The organism is Halalkalibacter sp. HAAS-P014, from assembly GCF_056619965.1.
In genome coordinates, this window is record NZ_JBWQTV010000014.1 from 1 (window position 1) to 15,294 (window position 15,294).

The window sequence follows — 15,294 nt, forward strand, 5'->3', positions numbered from 1 at the left end:
AGTTTAAATTCGGGTGTAAAAGTTCGACGTTGACGTGTCATAGTAGCACGCTCCCTTAATTTAATAGTCTAAGTTTACAAGCCCTTATTTCATCTGTCCAACTTAGTGTAGCCTATCCAAAAAGAAGGCGTCAGAGAGAGGGACTGGCACCCTGAAACAAGAGGAAGAGGAAAACGAAGACGTCAAAGAGAGGGACTGGAACCCTGAAACAAGAGGAAGGGGAAAACGAAGGCGTCAGAGAGAGGGACTGGCACCCTGAAACAAGAGGAAGAGGAAAACGAAGGCGTCAGAGAGAGAGGCTGGAGCCCTGAAACAAGAAAAAGAGGAAAAAGAAGGCGTCAGAGAGAGGGACTGGCACCCTGAAACAAGAGGAAGAGGAAAACGAAGACGTCAGAGTGAGAACCCCCCTTTAAAAATAGGCATAGTCCTAGGCCTAGCTCTACGGAAAGCGAGTGACTGAAAGCGCAATGGATCAACATGTGAATACACGTAAGCCCAAAAACAACAAAGTATGGCGAAAACAGCCTAATGGAAAGAAGAAGCTACTATCACAAACAGGAAAGAACTTACAATCATATATATTGCTTAAACTGAAACGATAGTAGATAATCGAAGTGTTTTTTTGTGAATATAGTAGGAGGGTTGAGATGTTTAATAAATTTTTAAAAGCAGGCGCCGCTGTTATTATCATTTTTGTTATTATTTACTTAGGTACTCTCGTCGATTGGATTTTTACCCCTCTACTAGTTTTTTTCCAAACATTATTTGTACCGATTATACTCGCTGGAGTACTCTTCTATATATTTAGGCCGGTTGTTCGGTGGTTAAGCACAAAGATGTCCAGGACGTTGTCAATTATTTTGATATATGGAGTGTTTGCTACTTTAGTTGTTGGCTTAATCTCTCTGATTGTTCCTGAATTGCAGAAGCAAATTTCAAGTTTAATTACTAGTATGCCATCGATTATTTCAGAGATGCAGCTAATGGTCATAACTCTTCAACAACACGAGCTCGTTCAAAGGTTTGACTTAACGGAGGTTTTTAATTGGGAAGATCAGGTTGATCAAATAGGAAATGTTTTAAACAATGTTTTTAGTGAGCTTGCTGCCAATACAGTAGGATTTATAGGAGCGGTGTTTAATGTTTTAATCATCCTTTTTGTTGTTCCCTTTATTCTTTTTTACTTGTTAAAAGAAGGGGAGAAGTTTCCAAAAAGTATCGTGCGTTTTATTCATAGAGAGAATCAAGATGAAGTTCGTTTAATTATTCGTGATATGGATCAGATGTTGAGTTATTACATACAAGGAATTTTAATTGTTTGTTCGTTCGTAGGGGTATTATGTTATATTTCTTTTACAATTATCGGACTAGACTATGCGTTAATTTTGGCGTTATTTGCGATGGTTACGAATGTAATCCCGTATGTAGGGCCGTGGATCGGTGCTGTACCATCAGTTACAGTCGGTCTTCTGCATTCACCGTTAATGGCGTTGTTCGTGATTATTATTGTTCTAGTCATTCAGCAAATCGAAAGCTATTTGTTGCATCCTCAAGTAATGGGGAAAAAATTATCAATGCATCCGGTTACGGTTCTATTCTTAGTTCTAGTAGCTGGCCAATTTTTAGGGATCCCTGGGATGTTACTTGCTGTGCCAACATATGCTGTTGGAAAAGTAATCGTAACTCATAGCTACCGGTTGTGGAAGTTGAAGCAAAAAGAAGAAAAGTTCGGATAAAGTAAGAAGAAGCTACAAATAGTTAGTAATTATTTGTAGCATTCTCAATAATAATACGATATAGATTTCTAGGTCTTCCAATTTTATTATGTTCCATGTTCACTTCGGCCGTTTCCGATAGCACGAGGTACTCTAAATAACGTCTGGCAGTTACTCGTGCAATGCCGATCGCTTCTGCTACTTCATCTGCTGAGAAGGAACTTTGTTCGCTCTTTAATAATGTAGTAATTCTTTCTAATGTATCTGCATTTAATCCTTTAGGAAGAGTGTGGTTCTTTTTCTTGTCTATTTGAAAAAGCAGTTGATCGAGTTCGGCTTGAGTAACTTCTTTATTAACCTTGAATTTACTTTGTAGAGAAATATAATTTTCGAATGCTTGCTGAATACGTTCAAAAGTGAATGGTTTAACAATGTAATCAACCGCTCCATGTTGTAATGCGATTTTAACTGTTTCGAGATCGCTTGCCGCTGTAATCATCATGATATCCGTTTTGTACCCTTCGGCTCGGAGTTGCTTTAAGGTCTCAAGTCCATCTTGATGGGGCATAAACACATCGAGAATAGCTAAATCAGGATTATGTTTTCGGATTAACTCTATTCCTTCAGTTCCATTTGCGGCCGTGCCGATTACGGTTACTGTTTCTAGTTGATCGATGAATTTTCGATTAACTGCTTGTACCATTGGGTCATCTTCAATTAACACGACTGTTATGTTTTCTTTTAACATTCGATTCACCTCTTTCGATTATCTCTCAAATGTTACGATGAATGTTGTTCCTTTGCCGATTTCACTTTCTACATGTATTTTACCATGACCATTGTCTGTGATTTGTTTAACTAAGTGTAAACCAATTCCTTGATTGGTCCCATTCTTTGTTGAAAAGCCCTCATTAAAGATACTTTCAATTGTCTTTTCTGCCATTCCACAGCCGTTATCTTCTACTAGAATCGTTAATTCACTATTCGATTGTTCGATACTGATAAAGATCTCTTTATCACGAGTAACTATATCTCTGAATGAATCAAAAGCATTTTCAATTAAATTACCTAAAATAATGACAAAATCATGATGATCCAATCCTTTTGGGAAAGAACTTAGCATACTGCGTCGGTTAATTGTAACCATGATTCCTAATTCTTTTCCACGACTTACTTTGCTTAGTAACAAACCAGAAATGCTGTCATTCTTAATATTTTTACTTAAAAAGCGAGTTAGTTCGCTTTGTTCATCCGTTTCTTGTAACACATAATCCAGCGCGTTATCTTTACTCCCCATTTGGATCAGGCCGGCAATGGTATGCAGTTTGTTAATATGCTCATGATTTTGGACTCTCAAGGCGCTCACAAATGCTTTTACACCTGTTAGTTCTTCAGCGAGTTTTTTCATTTCCGTTAAATCCTGAAAGATTGCTACAGCTCCAACAGCTTTGTTATTTACTTTTATCGGGACGTGGCTACTTAGAAGGTTGCGGCTTTGAATTTGGGTTTCTTTATTGTAAAAAGGAGTGTCCATTTTCAGCACTTCTGGTAGCAGCGTGTCTGGGAGAATATCATCAATCTTTTTACCGATGACGTTCCCTTTAATATCAAACATTTGCTTCGCCTTGTTGTTGAAAATGGTTATCTTCTCATTTGAATCAATTGTTATAAATCCTTCTTGCATCGCGTTAAATGTCTCTGTACGTTCTACTAACATTTTGGCGATTTCATCTGGTTCTAAGTGAAACATCTGTTTTTTGATATGTTTAGCTAATAAAAAGGCACCTAAGCCTCCGAAAAGCAATGAAAGAGTGGATGTTAACAAAATTTCTGATTTTAGACTGGTAAGTACTTCCCAAAACGTAGGTAACAAGAAGCCGGCAATTACCACACCTACTTGTTGATAGTTTTCGTTAAGAATGGGAGCGAACGATCGAACCGCAGTGCCAACTTCGCCACTTGCCTTTGTTGTGTATGTATGTTCAGCAAAAGCTGGATTTTCGTCACTTCCCATCGATACAGTACCAATCATCGTTGGAACTGGATGAGAGTGCCTAATCCGATCCATATCAAGGACCACAATGTAATCAGCATTATGAGTCACTCGTATAGGTTCAACAATATGATTAATATACTCTTGTCTCTCTGGTGAAGATGTTAAAGATGCTGATACTTCTGTGAGTCCAGCGACTGTTCTTGCAGCAGTGAAAGATTGCTGTTTCAACTCTAATTCTTTTGATTGGATAAAGTTTGAAATAACAAAGAAGCCAGACAATAATAGAGAAAAGCTTACGATGAATAATACTAATATAGTAATTTTTGTTTGCATCGTCATTCGAATCATAGTGTAGTTACTCCTTTCCCTATTATAGTAGTAACAGAAATACAATTTACTATTGAAATAATATCATGTACGATAAAAAAATAGTGGAAAAATAACAGGAATGTGGGTTAAAGATGAAATCTTCAGTCGCAATAATGATAGCTATTTTGGCTAGCGCTTTAATGATAGTTTTTTTTACAACAACGAATATGTTTGAAAGAGAAGATCTTTATTATGATGATGATCAAGAAGGGTTGAACGAACAAATCGTTATTCGTTTCAGCCATGTTGTCGCTGAAAACACACCTAAAGGGTTGGCTGCGCAGCGTTTTGCTGAAATCATGAATGAAAAATCAGATGGACGTGTCAGAGTCGAAGTGTTTCCGAATGGAGCGTTATTTAATGATCGTGAAGAGTTTTCGGCTTTGTTACAAAATGATGTTCAAATGATTGCTCCTACCTTTTCGAAAATGACGGATCTAGCTCCTGAATGGAAATTATTTGACCTTCCTTTTGTTTTTACTAGCTTAGAAGATGTGGAACGTACATTTACGGGTGAAGTAGGAGAGTATATGTTAGCGATGCTCGAGGAAAATGGCATCAAGGGGTTATCGTTATGGAGCAATGGTTTTAAGCAAATGACGAGTAATAAGCAACCTTTGGTAATGCCGGAGGATTTTCGTAATCAGCGCTTTCGTATTATGCCAAGCCCGGTAGTAGAGCAGCAATTTAATTTATTACATGCAGAGCCAATTGTCATATCTTTTAACGATGTTTATCATGCTTTAGAAAGGTCTGAAGTTGATGGGCAGGAAAATACAATATCAAACATACACTCAAGAAAAATACACGAACTCCAGCGTTATATGACTATTAGTAATCATGGTTATCTAGGGTATGCAGTCCTAATGAATGAGAGCTTTTGGAATCAATTGCCTGAAAGTACCAAAGAGCAAATCACAGAAGCGATGTTAGAGACAACAAAATGGATACTCGAACAATCTGAGAGGATGAATGAAGAAGCGTTGAAAGAGATTAAAAACGATTCTAGTCTAGATATCTATTATTTGACAGAAGAGGACCAAGAAAAATGGAAGGCAACCTTACAACCAATCTATGACATGTATAACCGTGATACAGAGCCACAATTAGTAGAATTAATCGAAAAGTTTATTCAAGATTAGGGAAATGGGTTTATGCCCATTTTTTTTGTCGTTTCTATTAACTGGAAAGACCAAAATGAACAAAAAGAAACATTATCAACTTAAATATAATGCTTTTTAATTATCAGTTAATATGAAGGAAATAGAAAACGAAAGCGTTGTCATTTATAAAAAAGTAACGGGGACGAACTAGTAATTACACATGAGAAAGAAAAGGTTATATGAAACTTAGGGGGAGTTACATTGAACAATCTAACTGCAATTTGGAGCCAGTTATGGCAGTCACATTCAAACGTTAAGCGAATGCTATCTTTTTCAACACCATTACGAAACGAGGGGTTATCTACAGAGGAGAAGTCCATTTCAGAAAAGGTACAAAAAAAGCAAGCAGATAAGGAACCTTATAAACAGCCAGCATATAAAAAAACACAGCTTGTTGGACTGTTTTTAGGGCCCTCTTTATTTACCTTAATTTTATTGTTCTTTACACCGGAAGGATTGGCGTTAGAAGGTAGAGCGGTTTTAGCTACAACACTATGGGTAGCGACATGGTGGATAACTGAGGCGGTTCCAATTCCGATTGCATCGTTATTGCCAATTATTTTGTTCCCACTGACCGGCGCCCTAGATAGTGGTACCGTTGCGTCAGCTTATGGAGATTCCATTATCTTTCTCTTTTTAGGAGGATTTTTAATTGCATTAGCGATGGAAAAGTGGAATTTGCATAAACGAATTGCTGTGACGATTATTACCTTAGTTGGAACTAGTACGAGTCGCTTGATTTTAGGGTTTATGATCGCTACAGGTGTTTTATCGATGTGGATTTCCAATACTGCAGCAGCAATGATGATGGTACCGATTGGTGCTGCTATTATTAAACAAGCGAAAGAAGCGAGCATCCCGAAAGTAGGGGCCATGAATATTGAAGAGAATTTCGGTAAAGGGTTAATGATTGGAATTGCCTTTTCAGCTTCTATTGGGGGGGTTGGTACACTTATCGGTACGCCTCCGAATATGATTCTAGCAGGGGTTGTCAATCAATTATACGGTATTCAAATTTCATTTGGGGGATGGATGTTATTTGCTGCTCCATTAGCAATTATTTTAATGGCTATTACTTGGGTTTATTTAATTAAGGTTGCATTTCCAATGAAGTTGAAAGAGCTTCCTGGTGGAAAAGAGTTGATTACGGAGCAGAAAAAAGAGTTAGGGAAAATATCATATGAAGAGAAGATGGTTCTAGCGGTTTTCTCTTTTGCTGCATTTATGTGGATAACGAGTTCATTCATTTGGCAAGCATTTATCCCTGCATTAAATGATACAATGATTGCTCTAGTGGCAGCCGGTCTACTATTCCTTATTCCGTCAATGAGTATACGAGGATCATTTCTATTAGATTGGAGCTCAACGAAACAACTACCTTGGGGGACGTTGTTATTATTTGGTGGGGGTTTAGCGATAGCAGCTGGGTTCCGTGAATCGGGTCTGGCAACGTGGATGGGAGAACAATTAACCGTACTACATGGTATTAGTTTAATTGTGATTATTCTTATCGTAACAACATTTGTTAAATTCTTAACGGAAATCACATCCAATACGGCAACAGCAACGATGATTATTCCAATCATGGCAGCACTTGCTGCAGCGGTAGATATTCATCCATATGCATTAATGTTTGCAGCAACATTATCTGCTGCGTGTGCGTTTATGCTACCAGTTGCCACACCACCAAATGCAGTTGTGTTTGGCTCAGGGTATATAAAAATTATTGACATGGTAAGATCAGGCTTCTGGGTTAATGTCATTTCAATCGGCTTAATCACACTTGCAATTTATTATTTCTTACCGATAGTCTGGGGAATTGATATCACTACGTTCCCACAAATGTAGCAATAATATGCACCAAATAAAGGGTTCCAGACCAGGTCTGGAACCCTTTGTTGATTTCTTTTTTTAGCTCGTTTCTTCTTTTTGAGTGAAGTAAGTAGAAATAAGCTGTTTAAGCTTTTCGGTTTGTTTTGGTTCAATCGATTGAGCCTGTGTTAAAGGTACTAACGCACTCTCAATAAGAAACTTACGGGGGCTTTTTGAATGTGCTAGTTCATCTTGAATGAAGTCCAACAACTCAGTAAATTTTAATTGTTCCTTATGGTCTCGTAACCCTTTTTTACACTCTACTATTGTTTGACTGAGCTGTTCTTTAAATGCCGTATGCACCTTCATATCATCTGGGAGCCATTTTTTTAAAAGCTCTGGTTCATTTAATTGATCACCAGACACTACCAATTCATGGACGAGGTTCTCAATTCTTTTTACGCTATAACGAACGACTTGATGGACACTAGTGTTGGAGTCGTATTCGATTACATAATACTTCATGTTGTTGTGTAAGATGCCCATAAACATAATGGCACAGTCCAATAAATAAGGTTTCTTCTCATTACCGAAGATTTCTAAAAAGCGATGGTACACCCAGCGAAGCATGCTTAATTGACCCTCTTTAATAAACTGTTTTAGTTCAGCATCATTGGAAAAGAGTACTTCTTCAAAGAGGGTAAATAATTTATTTTTTTTATTGTAATTAATGTGCAATTCCATTTGTTGGATGAATATGTCAATATCAGATGGATCTTGCCCAATAAGTAACTGATCTCGATCCTTTTCTATTTTTCTAAATATTTCTTTAAATAGTGCGATCACTAACTCGTTTTTCGATGAAAAATAATTATAAAAAGTCCCTTTTGAAATACCACTATAATCCAATATATCTTGAATAGATGTAGCTTGGAAACCTTTATCAATATATAACTGGTATGCCATTTTTATTACATGCTGTTTCCGATCGTTCATAGTACCACCTTCAATCTTTTTATGATGAAACGTGTGTATTGAAACATCTTTATACTCCCTGTATAAAAACCATACTACATTATATTTCTATTTAAACAACCCCTTAAAATAAAAGAATAAATTATCATTGCATAACTTGAACTAATGGTATAATATATTGACAGTATATACTTAAGGTATAAAATAATGAACTTTAGGTATAAGGGGGATACAAATGGATGATTCCATGAAACAAATTAAGCCCAATTACGGGATTTTAACTGTACTTATGATTGGTGCTTTTATATCATTTTTAAACAATACGTTATTAAATATTGCTCTTCCATCAATTATGGTTGATTTACAAGTAGATACAGCAACAGTGCAATGGCTGGCAACAGGTTTTATGTTGGTAAACGGCATTTTAATTCCGACAACGGCGTTTTTGATCGAAAAATATTCTGTGCGCCATCTTTATATAACGGCAATGTTGTTCTTTACAGTTGGGACGGTTGTGGCAGGTTTTGCTCATGCTTTTCCATTATTATTAGCTGGACGAATGCTTCAAGCAGCTGGTACGGCGATCTTAATGCCTCTTTTAATGAATGTGATGTTAGTGAGTTTCCCAGTCGAGAAGAGGGGAACGGCTATGGGGATCTTCGGGTTTATCTTAATGGTTGCACCAGCTATCGGACCTACATTATCAGGCTGGATTGTTGAGCATCATCATTGGAGAATGCTTTTTCACTTTGTCACACCTATTGCAATTGCAGTTCTATTAATAGGGGTTTTCCTGCTTAAAGATAAAAAAGGAAAAGTTGATACCCGTCTAGATTTAGTATCGTTAGTATTATCAAGCGTTGGTTTTGGTGGGGTTTTATATGGATTCAGTTCTGCTGGGACGAAAGGGTGGGAAAGTCCCGATGTCTATTTGACTATTGCTATTGGGATCGTTTCATTAGTGTCATTTATTGTACGTCAATCAAGATTAGCTCGGCCAATGTTGGATTTTAGAATCTATAAGTATCCAATGTTCTCCTTATCTTCTGCTATCTCGATTGTGCTATTTATGTCGATGTTTTCTGGCTTTTTACTCCTACCAATTTATGTTCAAACCATTTTAGGTATTTCCCCGTTCTATGCGGGGCTGATGATGTTACCAGGTGCACTTCTGATGGCGTTTATGTCACCTGTTACAGGGAGGTTGTTTGATAAGTTCGGTGGACGTGTATTAGCCATTATTGGACTATTTATTATAACTGTGACGACTTATCTTTTCAGTATGCTAACCTTTGAGACGACCTTTAATTACTTAATGATCCTTCATGCTATTCGAATGCTCGGGATATCAATGGTTATGATGCCGGTTCAAACAAATGGATTGAATCAATTACCAAGAAGGTTCTATCCTCATGGTACAGCGATGAACAATACATTAAATCAAGTATCTGGAGCAATTGGTACGGCTTTGATCATTACGGTGTTGTCGATTCGCGCAGAATCACGTGAAGCATCGCTAGCTACAGGACAAGAATCTGAAACAGCTCTTGAACAGATAGCTCATATTGCGATGTTAGAAGGGATTAACTTTGCTTTCTTTATTTCTTCTTTAATTGTTTTGGTGGCTTTCATTTTGGCCTTTTTTATTAAGCGAGCTACACCAGCAAAAGACCCACTTGAAGAAGATCCTCAAGAAGAAAAAGTTGTTCCGAGATTGGTGGAAAATTAACGTTGTTTGAAACGTAAAGTTTCGAATTAGAAAGTCTTGCCTACAAAAATTTGAGATTTTTGTAGGCAGGACTTTTTTTGTGTCAGAAAATAAGATCTAACTGACTGAATATTGAAATGATTATAGTGAAACCTTTGTTCTATATGTGCTAAGCTAAGCGTAGGAATATCAGGTATTAGACTAGTAGAATAATCTATTTGAGATGAGGGGGATGCAATGCAAAACATTAAGGACACAGCTAAGGAAGTCGTCTATGCGATCATACCACTGTCACTAGTTGTAATTTTATTGCAGTTTACCGTTATTGGTATGCCTATGGAGACATTTCTTCAATTTATTATTGGAGTCGTCATGGTTTCTCTAGGGTTAATGCTATTTTTGTTAGGTGTGCATGTGGGATTATTACCAGTTGGTGAGATGATTGGATCTGCCTTGCCTAAAATGGGTAAAGCATGGATTGTGGTATTCTTTGGTTTTCTATTAGGCTTCGTTGCAACTGTTGCCGAACCAGATGTGCGCGTTCTTGCGATACAGGTTGATTTAGTATCAGGTGGTACGATTTCTAGCAATCTTTTAATTTATACGGTAGCTTTAGGTGTAGCGATCTTTGTAGGGTTAGCGATGCTAAGAATTCTATTAGAAATACCAATTACGTATCTCTTAATCGGGGGCTACGGGATCGTGTTTTTATTAGCAGCATTTACGCCAACTCATTTTGTCCCGATTTCATTTGATGCAGGTGGAGTTACCACAGGTCCAATGACTGTGCCGTTCATTCTAGCTCTTGGCGTTGGGGTAGCATCGGTCTTAAGAGGGAAGTCAGCTTCAACAGATGGTTTTGGCTTAGTAGCCTTAGCCTCTATTGGTCCTATCTTAGCTGTATTAATCTTAGGGGTGGTGTATGGATGAACATTGTTATATTTGAAGGGTTTGGCCATGTCCTATATGAAGTTGCGTTTGCTCTCATTCCACTATTAGTTTTTTTCTTGTTTTTCCAAATTTTCATTTTGAAACTTCCAAGAAAAAAACTAATTGATATTTTAAAAGGGATCTTTCTTACCTTTTGGGGATTAGCATTTTTCCTCCAAGGAGTCCATGTTGGATTTTTACCAGCCGGTGAAGCGATGGGGGCAATACTTGGTCAGAAGGAGCAGTTATGGATTTTGATTCCGATTGGATTTTTACTTGGATTTGTCGCAACATTTGCAGAACCAGCTGTAAGAATTTTAAATCATGAGGTTGAGAAGGTATCCGGTGGTTATATTCCGGAGAAGGTAATGTTATATACGTTATCGATAGGGGTCGCCATTTCTATTGCTCTATCGATGTTGAGAATTTTGCTCGGAATTCCTTTATGGTACTTCATCATACCAGGGTATTTGTTAGCACTTCTACTTATCCGTTATTCGAGCCGAACGTTTACAGCGATTGCTTTTGATTCAGGTGGAGTTGCGACAGGACCAATGACTGTAACATTTATTGTTGCGATGTCTTTAGGGATTGCAAATGTTATGGAAGGGCGTGACCCATTACTTGATGGATTTGGGATGATAGCTCTAGTTGCCCTTTCACCGATCTTATCCGTTCTAACGTTAGGGCTACTGTATGGTCGAAAGGAGAAAGAAAATGAACGAACATTTGAGTCAGAATCATAAATTACTCATAACGATCGTGAAGAAGGGTGTAGCTTCAAAAGTTGTGAAAGCATCAAAGGCAGCTGGTGCAGAGGGTGGTACGATTTTGTTTGGTAGAGGTACTGGTATCCATGAAAAGCGAAAGTTCTTGGGTATTACCGTTGAACCTGAGAAAGAGGTCATTTTAACATTAGTACATAAAGAAAATATCGATCTCATTCTTTCAGCTGTTGAACAAGCAGGGAAGTTAGATAAGCCTGGTAACGGGGTTGGATTCGTAGTTGATGTAAAAAGAGTAGCAGGGATTGTACATTTATTAAAATTACAAAATCAGAATAGTAACCAAGGAGGGTAACATGGGGTCTCCTATTTTATATGATCTAATTGTAACCGTAGTTAATAAAGGGCATTCGGAAAAAGTAGTAGAAGCATCAAAGAAAGCTGGTGCAGAAGGGGGAACGATTATTTTTGGTCGTGGTACCGGAATTCATGAGCAAGCGAAACTACTTTCGATTACAATCGAGCCAGAGAAAGAATTAGTATTAACGCTAATTGATAGGGAAAAAACTGATTTGGTATTAGATTCAATCTTAGTAGAGGCTGAATTAAATAAACCAGGTAAAGGGATCTCCTTTGTATTGGAAGTGGAAAGAACGATCGGGATTAATCATATTTTAAATAGCATGCTTAATAAAGAAGTTGATAAAGGTAGTACTGACTCTAAATAAAGTAGTTTGTAAAAAAAGAAGATGACAATACTGGAGAAACACAATAAAGCAAATGCTTTTGTGTTTCTTTTTGTTTGGCTGTTTTCATAAAGATTGTTGCTATTAGAAAGTTTTTACTCGTAGTGAAATGAAGCGGAAGTCACTCGACTCCAGTGGGATAAAGAGGTAGGGGCGAGACCCCACAGCCGAGGAGGCTCGGCACCTCCCCACGGAAAGCGAGTGACTGGAACCCTGAAACAAGAAGAAGGGGAAAAAGAAGCTGTCAGAGAGAGAGACTGGAACCCTGAAACAAGAAGAATGGGAAAAAGAAGCCGTCAGAGCGAGAGACTGGAACCCTGAAACAAGAAGAATGGGAAAAAGAAGCCGTCAGAGCGAGTGACTGGAACCCTGAAACAAGAAGAAGGGGAAAAAGAAGGCGTCAGAGCGAGAGACTGGAACCCTGAAACAAGAAGAAGGGGAAAAAGAAGCTGTCAGAGAGAGAGACTGGAACCCTGAAACAAGAAGAAGGGGAAAAAGAAGGCGTCAGAGCGAGAGACTGGAACCCTGAAACAAGAAGAAGGGGAAAAAGAAGGCGTCAGAGAGAGAGACTGGAACCCTGAAACAAGAAGAAGGGGAAAAAGAAGCCGTCAGAGCGAGAACCCCCTTTAAAAATAGCCGTAGTCCTAGGCCTAGCTCTACGGAAAGCGAGTGACTGGAGCGAAATGGAACGAACATGTGAATACACGCAATCCCAAAAACAACAAAGCATGCGAGTCAGCCTTTTGTTTTTTGGGGAAAGGTATAAATCCGATATTATTCTTTTTAATTTCATCTTCAGTTCATAAAAATTTGCTAAAGTATTATTTAATTATAGAGTAAGTGGAGAGTTTTAGTACAAAGTGAAATTTGCAATTGAAGGGGATATTATATGAATACAAACATTCTTGTTGTTGATGATGATGCACATATTCGAAAATTAATGAGATTATACCTTGAAAACAGTGACTTTACCGTTGTGGAAGCGTCAAATGGACAAGAAGCATTGGACATACTCTCTAAAGAGCAAGTTGATTTAGCAATTGTTGATGTTATGATGCCTCAAATTGATGGAATTGAATTAACAAAGGAAATTCGCTCCTTTTTACAAATCCCGATCCTTATGGTTACGGCAAAAGGAGAGTCTCAGGATAAAGTGAAAGGATTCAACGCTGGGACGGATGACTATTTAGTAAAACCCTTTGATCCTGTCGAGCTTATCTTACGAGTAAAAGCGTTGTTAAAACGATACCATGTTGTTTCAGAAAAAACGGTTACCATTGGGTCAGTATTGATTGATTTGGAACGACTTATTGTCAAATCTCCAGAACAAGAGTTGAGGCTGAAAAAGAAGGAGTGCGAATTACTATTTGTATTAGCGAATTCGTTAGGGAAGATTTTCACCCGTACACAACTCATTGAAAAGATTTGGGGTTATGATTACGAGGGGGATGAACGAACGGTTGATGTTCATATTAAACGATTACGGGAACAGTTGAAGCCTTTTCCGGAATTATTGATTACGACCGTTAGGGGCCTAGGATACCGTTTGGAGGAATTATAATGTTATGAAAAAAAGTCTCTATTTTCGAATTGTCGCCACATTTATTAGCGTAGTAATCATAAGCTTAGTGGCTTCTTATTTCGTTAGTTCAGTATTTTTTCATCAAGAAATTATATTTGATAAGGAAGTAACGAAAGCTTCTACAGGTATTGCGGAGCTAGTGGAGTTAACAGAAGTACAGAAAATACCTGATTTACTCGAAACGTTAAGTGAGTTTAACTTTGAAATGGTAATTGTAAATGAGGATGGGATGATCTATTCAAGTGAAGCACTCTCTTTCACAGTGGATGAGGAATCAGTTCAAACAGTACTTGAAGCAAGGGAGAAGACTCCTTTGGTCCTCGCTTATCCGGATCGTGAAGCGATAAGAATTATTGGAGTACCTGTTGAAATTGCGAATGAAAAGCATGGCTTGTTTATTAACATTGACTATGAAGATGAAGTCAACGCCTTTAAACGAGTTACACTTGGTGCGCTTTTACTTGTGCTGTTGATTGGAAGCTTGTTAATTTTGTTGACTTCAAGGCACTTGGTGAACCCGATTAAGAAAGTAACAAAGGCCGCAAAAGAAATGGCGACTGGGAATTTTTCGGTTCGTTTGAAGACTAAGAATAAAGATGAAATTGGTGAATTAATACGGAGCTTTAATTATATGGCTAGTGAGTTGGAGAAAATAGATAAGATGAGAGATGACTTTGTTAGCAATGTGTCTCATGAAATCCAATCTCCTCTTACGTCGATAAAAGGTTTCACAAAAGCATTACGAGATGATGTAATACCAAAAGAACATCAAAAGGAATATCTTGATATTATTTACCAAGAATCTGACCGGTTGTCTAGATTAGGGGAGAATATTTTGCAATTAGCATCACTTGATTCTGAGCATCACCCGTATCACCCGGTTAAATATCGATTGGATGAACAAATAAGAAGAACGGTACTTGCTACTGAACCTCAGTGGAAAGGGAAGAATCTCCAAATTAATTTAGATCTCGATTCTTCCAATGTGATTGCTGATCAAGATTTATTTGAACAAGTGTGGCTTAACCTAATTACCAATGCAATCAAATACTCAACTGAAAATGGCCATATTGATATTAAACTAGAATGTTATTTACATGAGATTATTGTTAGTATAAAAGATTATGGTAAAGGAATTCCAGAAGATGCGATTCCTCACCTGTTTGAACGATTCTATAAAGTGGATAAGGCACGGAGTAGTTCGATCAAAGGGAATGGGCTTGGATTATCAATTGTGAAGAAAATAGTAACACTTCATGATTGCTCAATAGAAGTGGAAAGTAAAGAAGGGGAAGGATCCACCTTTACAGTAAGTATTCCAGTTGAAGAACATAGTTAAGGTAGTAGAGAATAGGTTAATTCTAAGAGGTAAGGGCACTGAAAAAGGAGACTGCCCCCAGAAGTCAGATTCTAACTCTAACTTTTGGGGGCAGTACCTTCAGTGCCCTTTTTCCTATTATTGAAGATTTCATACTCAGTTCACATTATTACTTTATAATTTAACGATAAGAAGAGGAAATAAGAAAGGTTGATGTGAGTGTATCGAAATCGTGAGTTAAACTTTGCTATTCTA

13 protein-coding genes are annotated in these 15,294 nt (G+C 37.7%); 10 read left to right on the forward strand and 3 right to left on the reverse strand.

The genetic code is table 11. The annotated features are described in order from the left end of the window. Positions 1-647 precede the first annotated feature (647 nt). Entirely contained in the window at positions 648-1,736 is a 1,089-nt protein-coding gene (locus AC1FXZ_RS11485; RefSeq protein ID WP_480053695.1) for an AI-2E family transporter, read from the forward strand. Positions 1,737-1,758: 22 nt separating this feature from the next. Here the strand turns inward: AC1FXZ_RS11485 and AC1FXZ_RS11490 are convergent, their stop codons facing one another. Continuing rightward, a complete protein-coding gene (locus tag AC1FXZ_RS11490; RefSeq protein ID WP_480053697.1) occupies positions 1,759-2,463 on the reverse strand; it encodes a response regulator in 705 nt (234 codons plus the stop codon). Positions 2,464-2,481: 18 nt separating this feature from the next. Continuing rightward, complete coding sequence (locus AC1FXZ_RS11495) at positions 2,482-4,059, reverse strand: ATP-binding protein (protein WP_480053699.1); 1,578 nt, start codon at positions 4,057-4,059, stop codon at positions 2,482-2,484. Between the two features lie 113 nt (positions 4,060-4,172). Between AC1FXZ_RS11495 and AC1FXZ_RS11500 the strand changes: the two genes are divergently transcribed. Together AC1FXZ_RS11500 and AC1FXZ_RS11505 are read left to right on the forward strand one after the other, a co-directional pair. Next, a complete protein-coding gene (locus AC1FXZ_RS11500) occupies positions 4,173-5,222 on the forward strand; it encodes a DctP family TRAP transporter solute-binding subunit (RefSeq protein ID WP_480053701.1) in 1,050 nt (349 codons plus the stop codon). Positions 5,223-5,504: 282 nt separating this feature from the next. Further along, on the forward strand, positions 5,505-7,091 hold the full coding sequence (locus AC1FXZ_RS11505; protein WP_480053895.1) for an SLC13 family permease: 1,587 nt from the start codon (positions 5,505-5,507) through the stop codon (positions 7,089-7,091). A 63-nt stretch (positions 7,092-7,154) separates the two neighbouring features. Here AC1FXZ_RS11505 and AC1FXZ_RS11510 read toward each other — a convergent pair whose 3' ends face one another. Continuing rightward, a complete protein-coding gene (locus AC1FXZ_RS11510; protein ID WP_480053703.1) occupies positions 7,155-8,051 on the reverse strand; it encodes a TetR/AcrR family transcriptional regulator in 897 nt (298 codons plus the stop codon). A gap of 214 nt (positions 8,052-8,265) precedes the next feature. Between AC1FXZ_RS11510 and AC1FXZ_RS11515 the strand changes: the two genes are divergently transcribed. The 7 genes from AC1FXZ_RS11515 (at position 8,266) to AC1FXZ_RS11545 (ending at position 15,060) form a co-directional block, all read left to right on the forward strand. Beyond that, positions 8,266-9,759: a DHA2 family efflux MFS transporter permease subunit gene (locus tag AC1FXZ_RS11515; protein WP_480053705.1), complete on the forward strand. Its 1,494-nt coding sequence runs from the start codon at positions 8,266-8,268 to the stop codon at positions 9,757-9,759. Positions 9,760-9,975: 216 nt separating this feature from the next. Further along, positions 9,976-10,668: a DUF1538 domain-containing protein gene (locus tag AC1FXZ_RS11520; RefSeq protein WP_480053707.1), complete on the forward strand. Its 693-nt coding sequence runs from the start codon at positions 9,976-9,978 to the stop codon at positions 10,666-10,668. Next, entirely contained in the window at positions 10,665-11,414 is a 750-nt protein-coding gene (locus tag AC1FXZ_RS11525) for a DUF1538 domain-containing protein (RefSeq protein ID WP_480053709.1), read from the forward strand. Before AC1FXZ_RS11520 ends, AC1FXZ_RS11525 begins: the two co-directional genes overlap by 4 nt. Next, complete coding sequence (locus AC1FXZ_RS11530) at positions 11,386-11,748, forward strand: P-II family nitrogen regulator (protein ID WP_480053711.1); 363 nt, start codon at positions 11,386-11,388, stop codon at positions 11,746-11,748. Before AC1FXZ_RS11525 ends, AC1FXZ_RS11530 begins: the two co-directional genes overlap by 29 nt. Before the next feature lies 1 nt (position 11,749). After that, on the forward strand, positions 11,750-12,121 hold the full coding sequence (locus tag AC1FXZ_RS11535) for a P-II family nitrogen regulator (RefSeq protein WP_480053713.1): 372 nt from the start codon (positions 11,750-11,752) through the stop codon (positions 12,119-12,121). A 907-nt stretch (positions 12,122-13,028) separates the two neighbouring features. Further along, positions 13,029-13,700 carry a response regulator transcription factor gene (locus tag AC1FXZ_RS11540; protein ID WP_480053715.1) on the forward strand — a complete coding sequence of 224 codons (672 nt, stop codon included), beginning with the start codon at positions 13,029-13,031 and terminating at the stop codon, positions 13,698-13,700. A 4-nt stretch (positions 13,701-13,704) separates the two neighbouring features. Next, complete coding sequence (locus AC1FXZ_RS11545) at positions 13,705-15,060, forward strand: HAMP domain-containing sensor histidine kinase (RefSeq protein WP_480053717.1); 1,356 nt, start codon at positions 13,705-13,707, stop codon at positions 15,058-15,060. Positions 15,061-15,294 lie beyond the last annotated feature (234 nt).

Bases quoted from the DNA above. Each gene is read 5' to 3' on its own strand.
- AC1FXZ_RS11485 (WP_480053695.1), top strand. From the start codon at position 648: ATGTTTAATAAATTTTTAAAAGCAGGCGCCGCTGTTATTATCATTTTT.
- AC1FXZ_RS11490 (WP_480053697.1), bottom strand. From the start codon at position 2,463: ATGTTAAAAGAAAACATAACAGTCGTGTTAATTGAAGATGACCCAATG.
- AC1FXZ_RS11495 (WP_480053699.1), bottom strand. From the start codon at position 4,059: ATGATTCGAATGACGATGCAAACAAAAATTACTATATTAGTATTATTC.
- AC1FXZ_RS11500 (WP_480053701.1), top strand. From the start codon at position 4,173: ATGAAATCTTCAGTCGCAATAATGATAGCTATTTTGGCTAGCGCTTTA.
- AC1FXZ_RS11505 (WP_480053895.1), top strand. From the start codon at position 5,505: ATGCTATCTTTTTCAACACCATTACGAAACGAGGGGTTATCTACAGAG.
- AC1FXZ_RS11510 (WP_480053703.1), bottom strand. From the start codon at position 8,051: ATGAACGATCGGAAACAGCATGTAATAAAAATGGCATACCAGTTATAT.
- AC1FXZ_RS11515 (WP_480053705.1), top strand. From the start codon at position 8,266: ATGGATGATTCCATGAAACAAATTAAGCCCAATTACGGGATTTTAACT.
- AC1FXZ_RS11520 (WP_480053707.1), top strand. From the start codon at position 9,976: ATGCAAAACATTAAGGACACAGCTAAGGAAGTCGTCTATGCGATCATA.
- AC1FXZ_RS11525 (WP_480053709.1), top strand. From the start codon at position 10,665: ATGAACATTGTTATATTTGAAGGGTTTGGCCATGTCCTATATGAAGTT.
- AC1FXZ_RS11530 (WP_480053711.1), top strand. From the start codon at position 11,386: ATGAACGAACATTTGAGTCAGAATCATAAATTACTCATAACGATCGTG.
- AC1FXZ_RS11535 (WP_480053713.1), top strand. From the start codon at position 11,750: ATGGGGTCTCCTATTTTATATGATCTAATTGTAACCGTAGTTAATAAA.
- AC1FXZ_RS11540 (WP_480053715.1), top strand. From the start codon at position 13,029: ATGAATACAAACATTCTTGTTGTTGATGATGATGCACATATTCGAAAA.
- AC1FXZ_RS11545 (WP_480053717.1), top strand. From the start codon at position 13,705: ATGAAAAAAAGTCTCTATTTTCGAATTGTCGCCACATTTATTAGCGTA.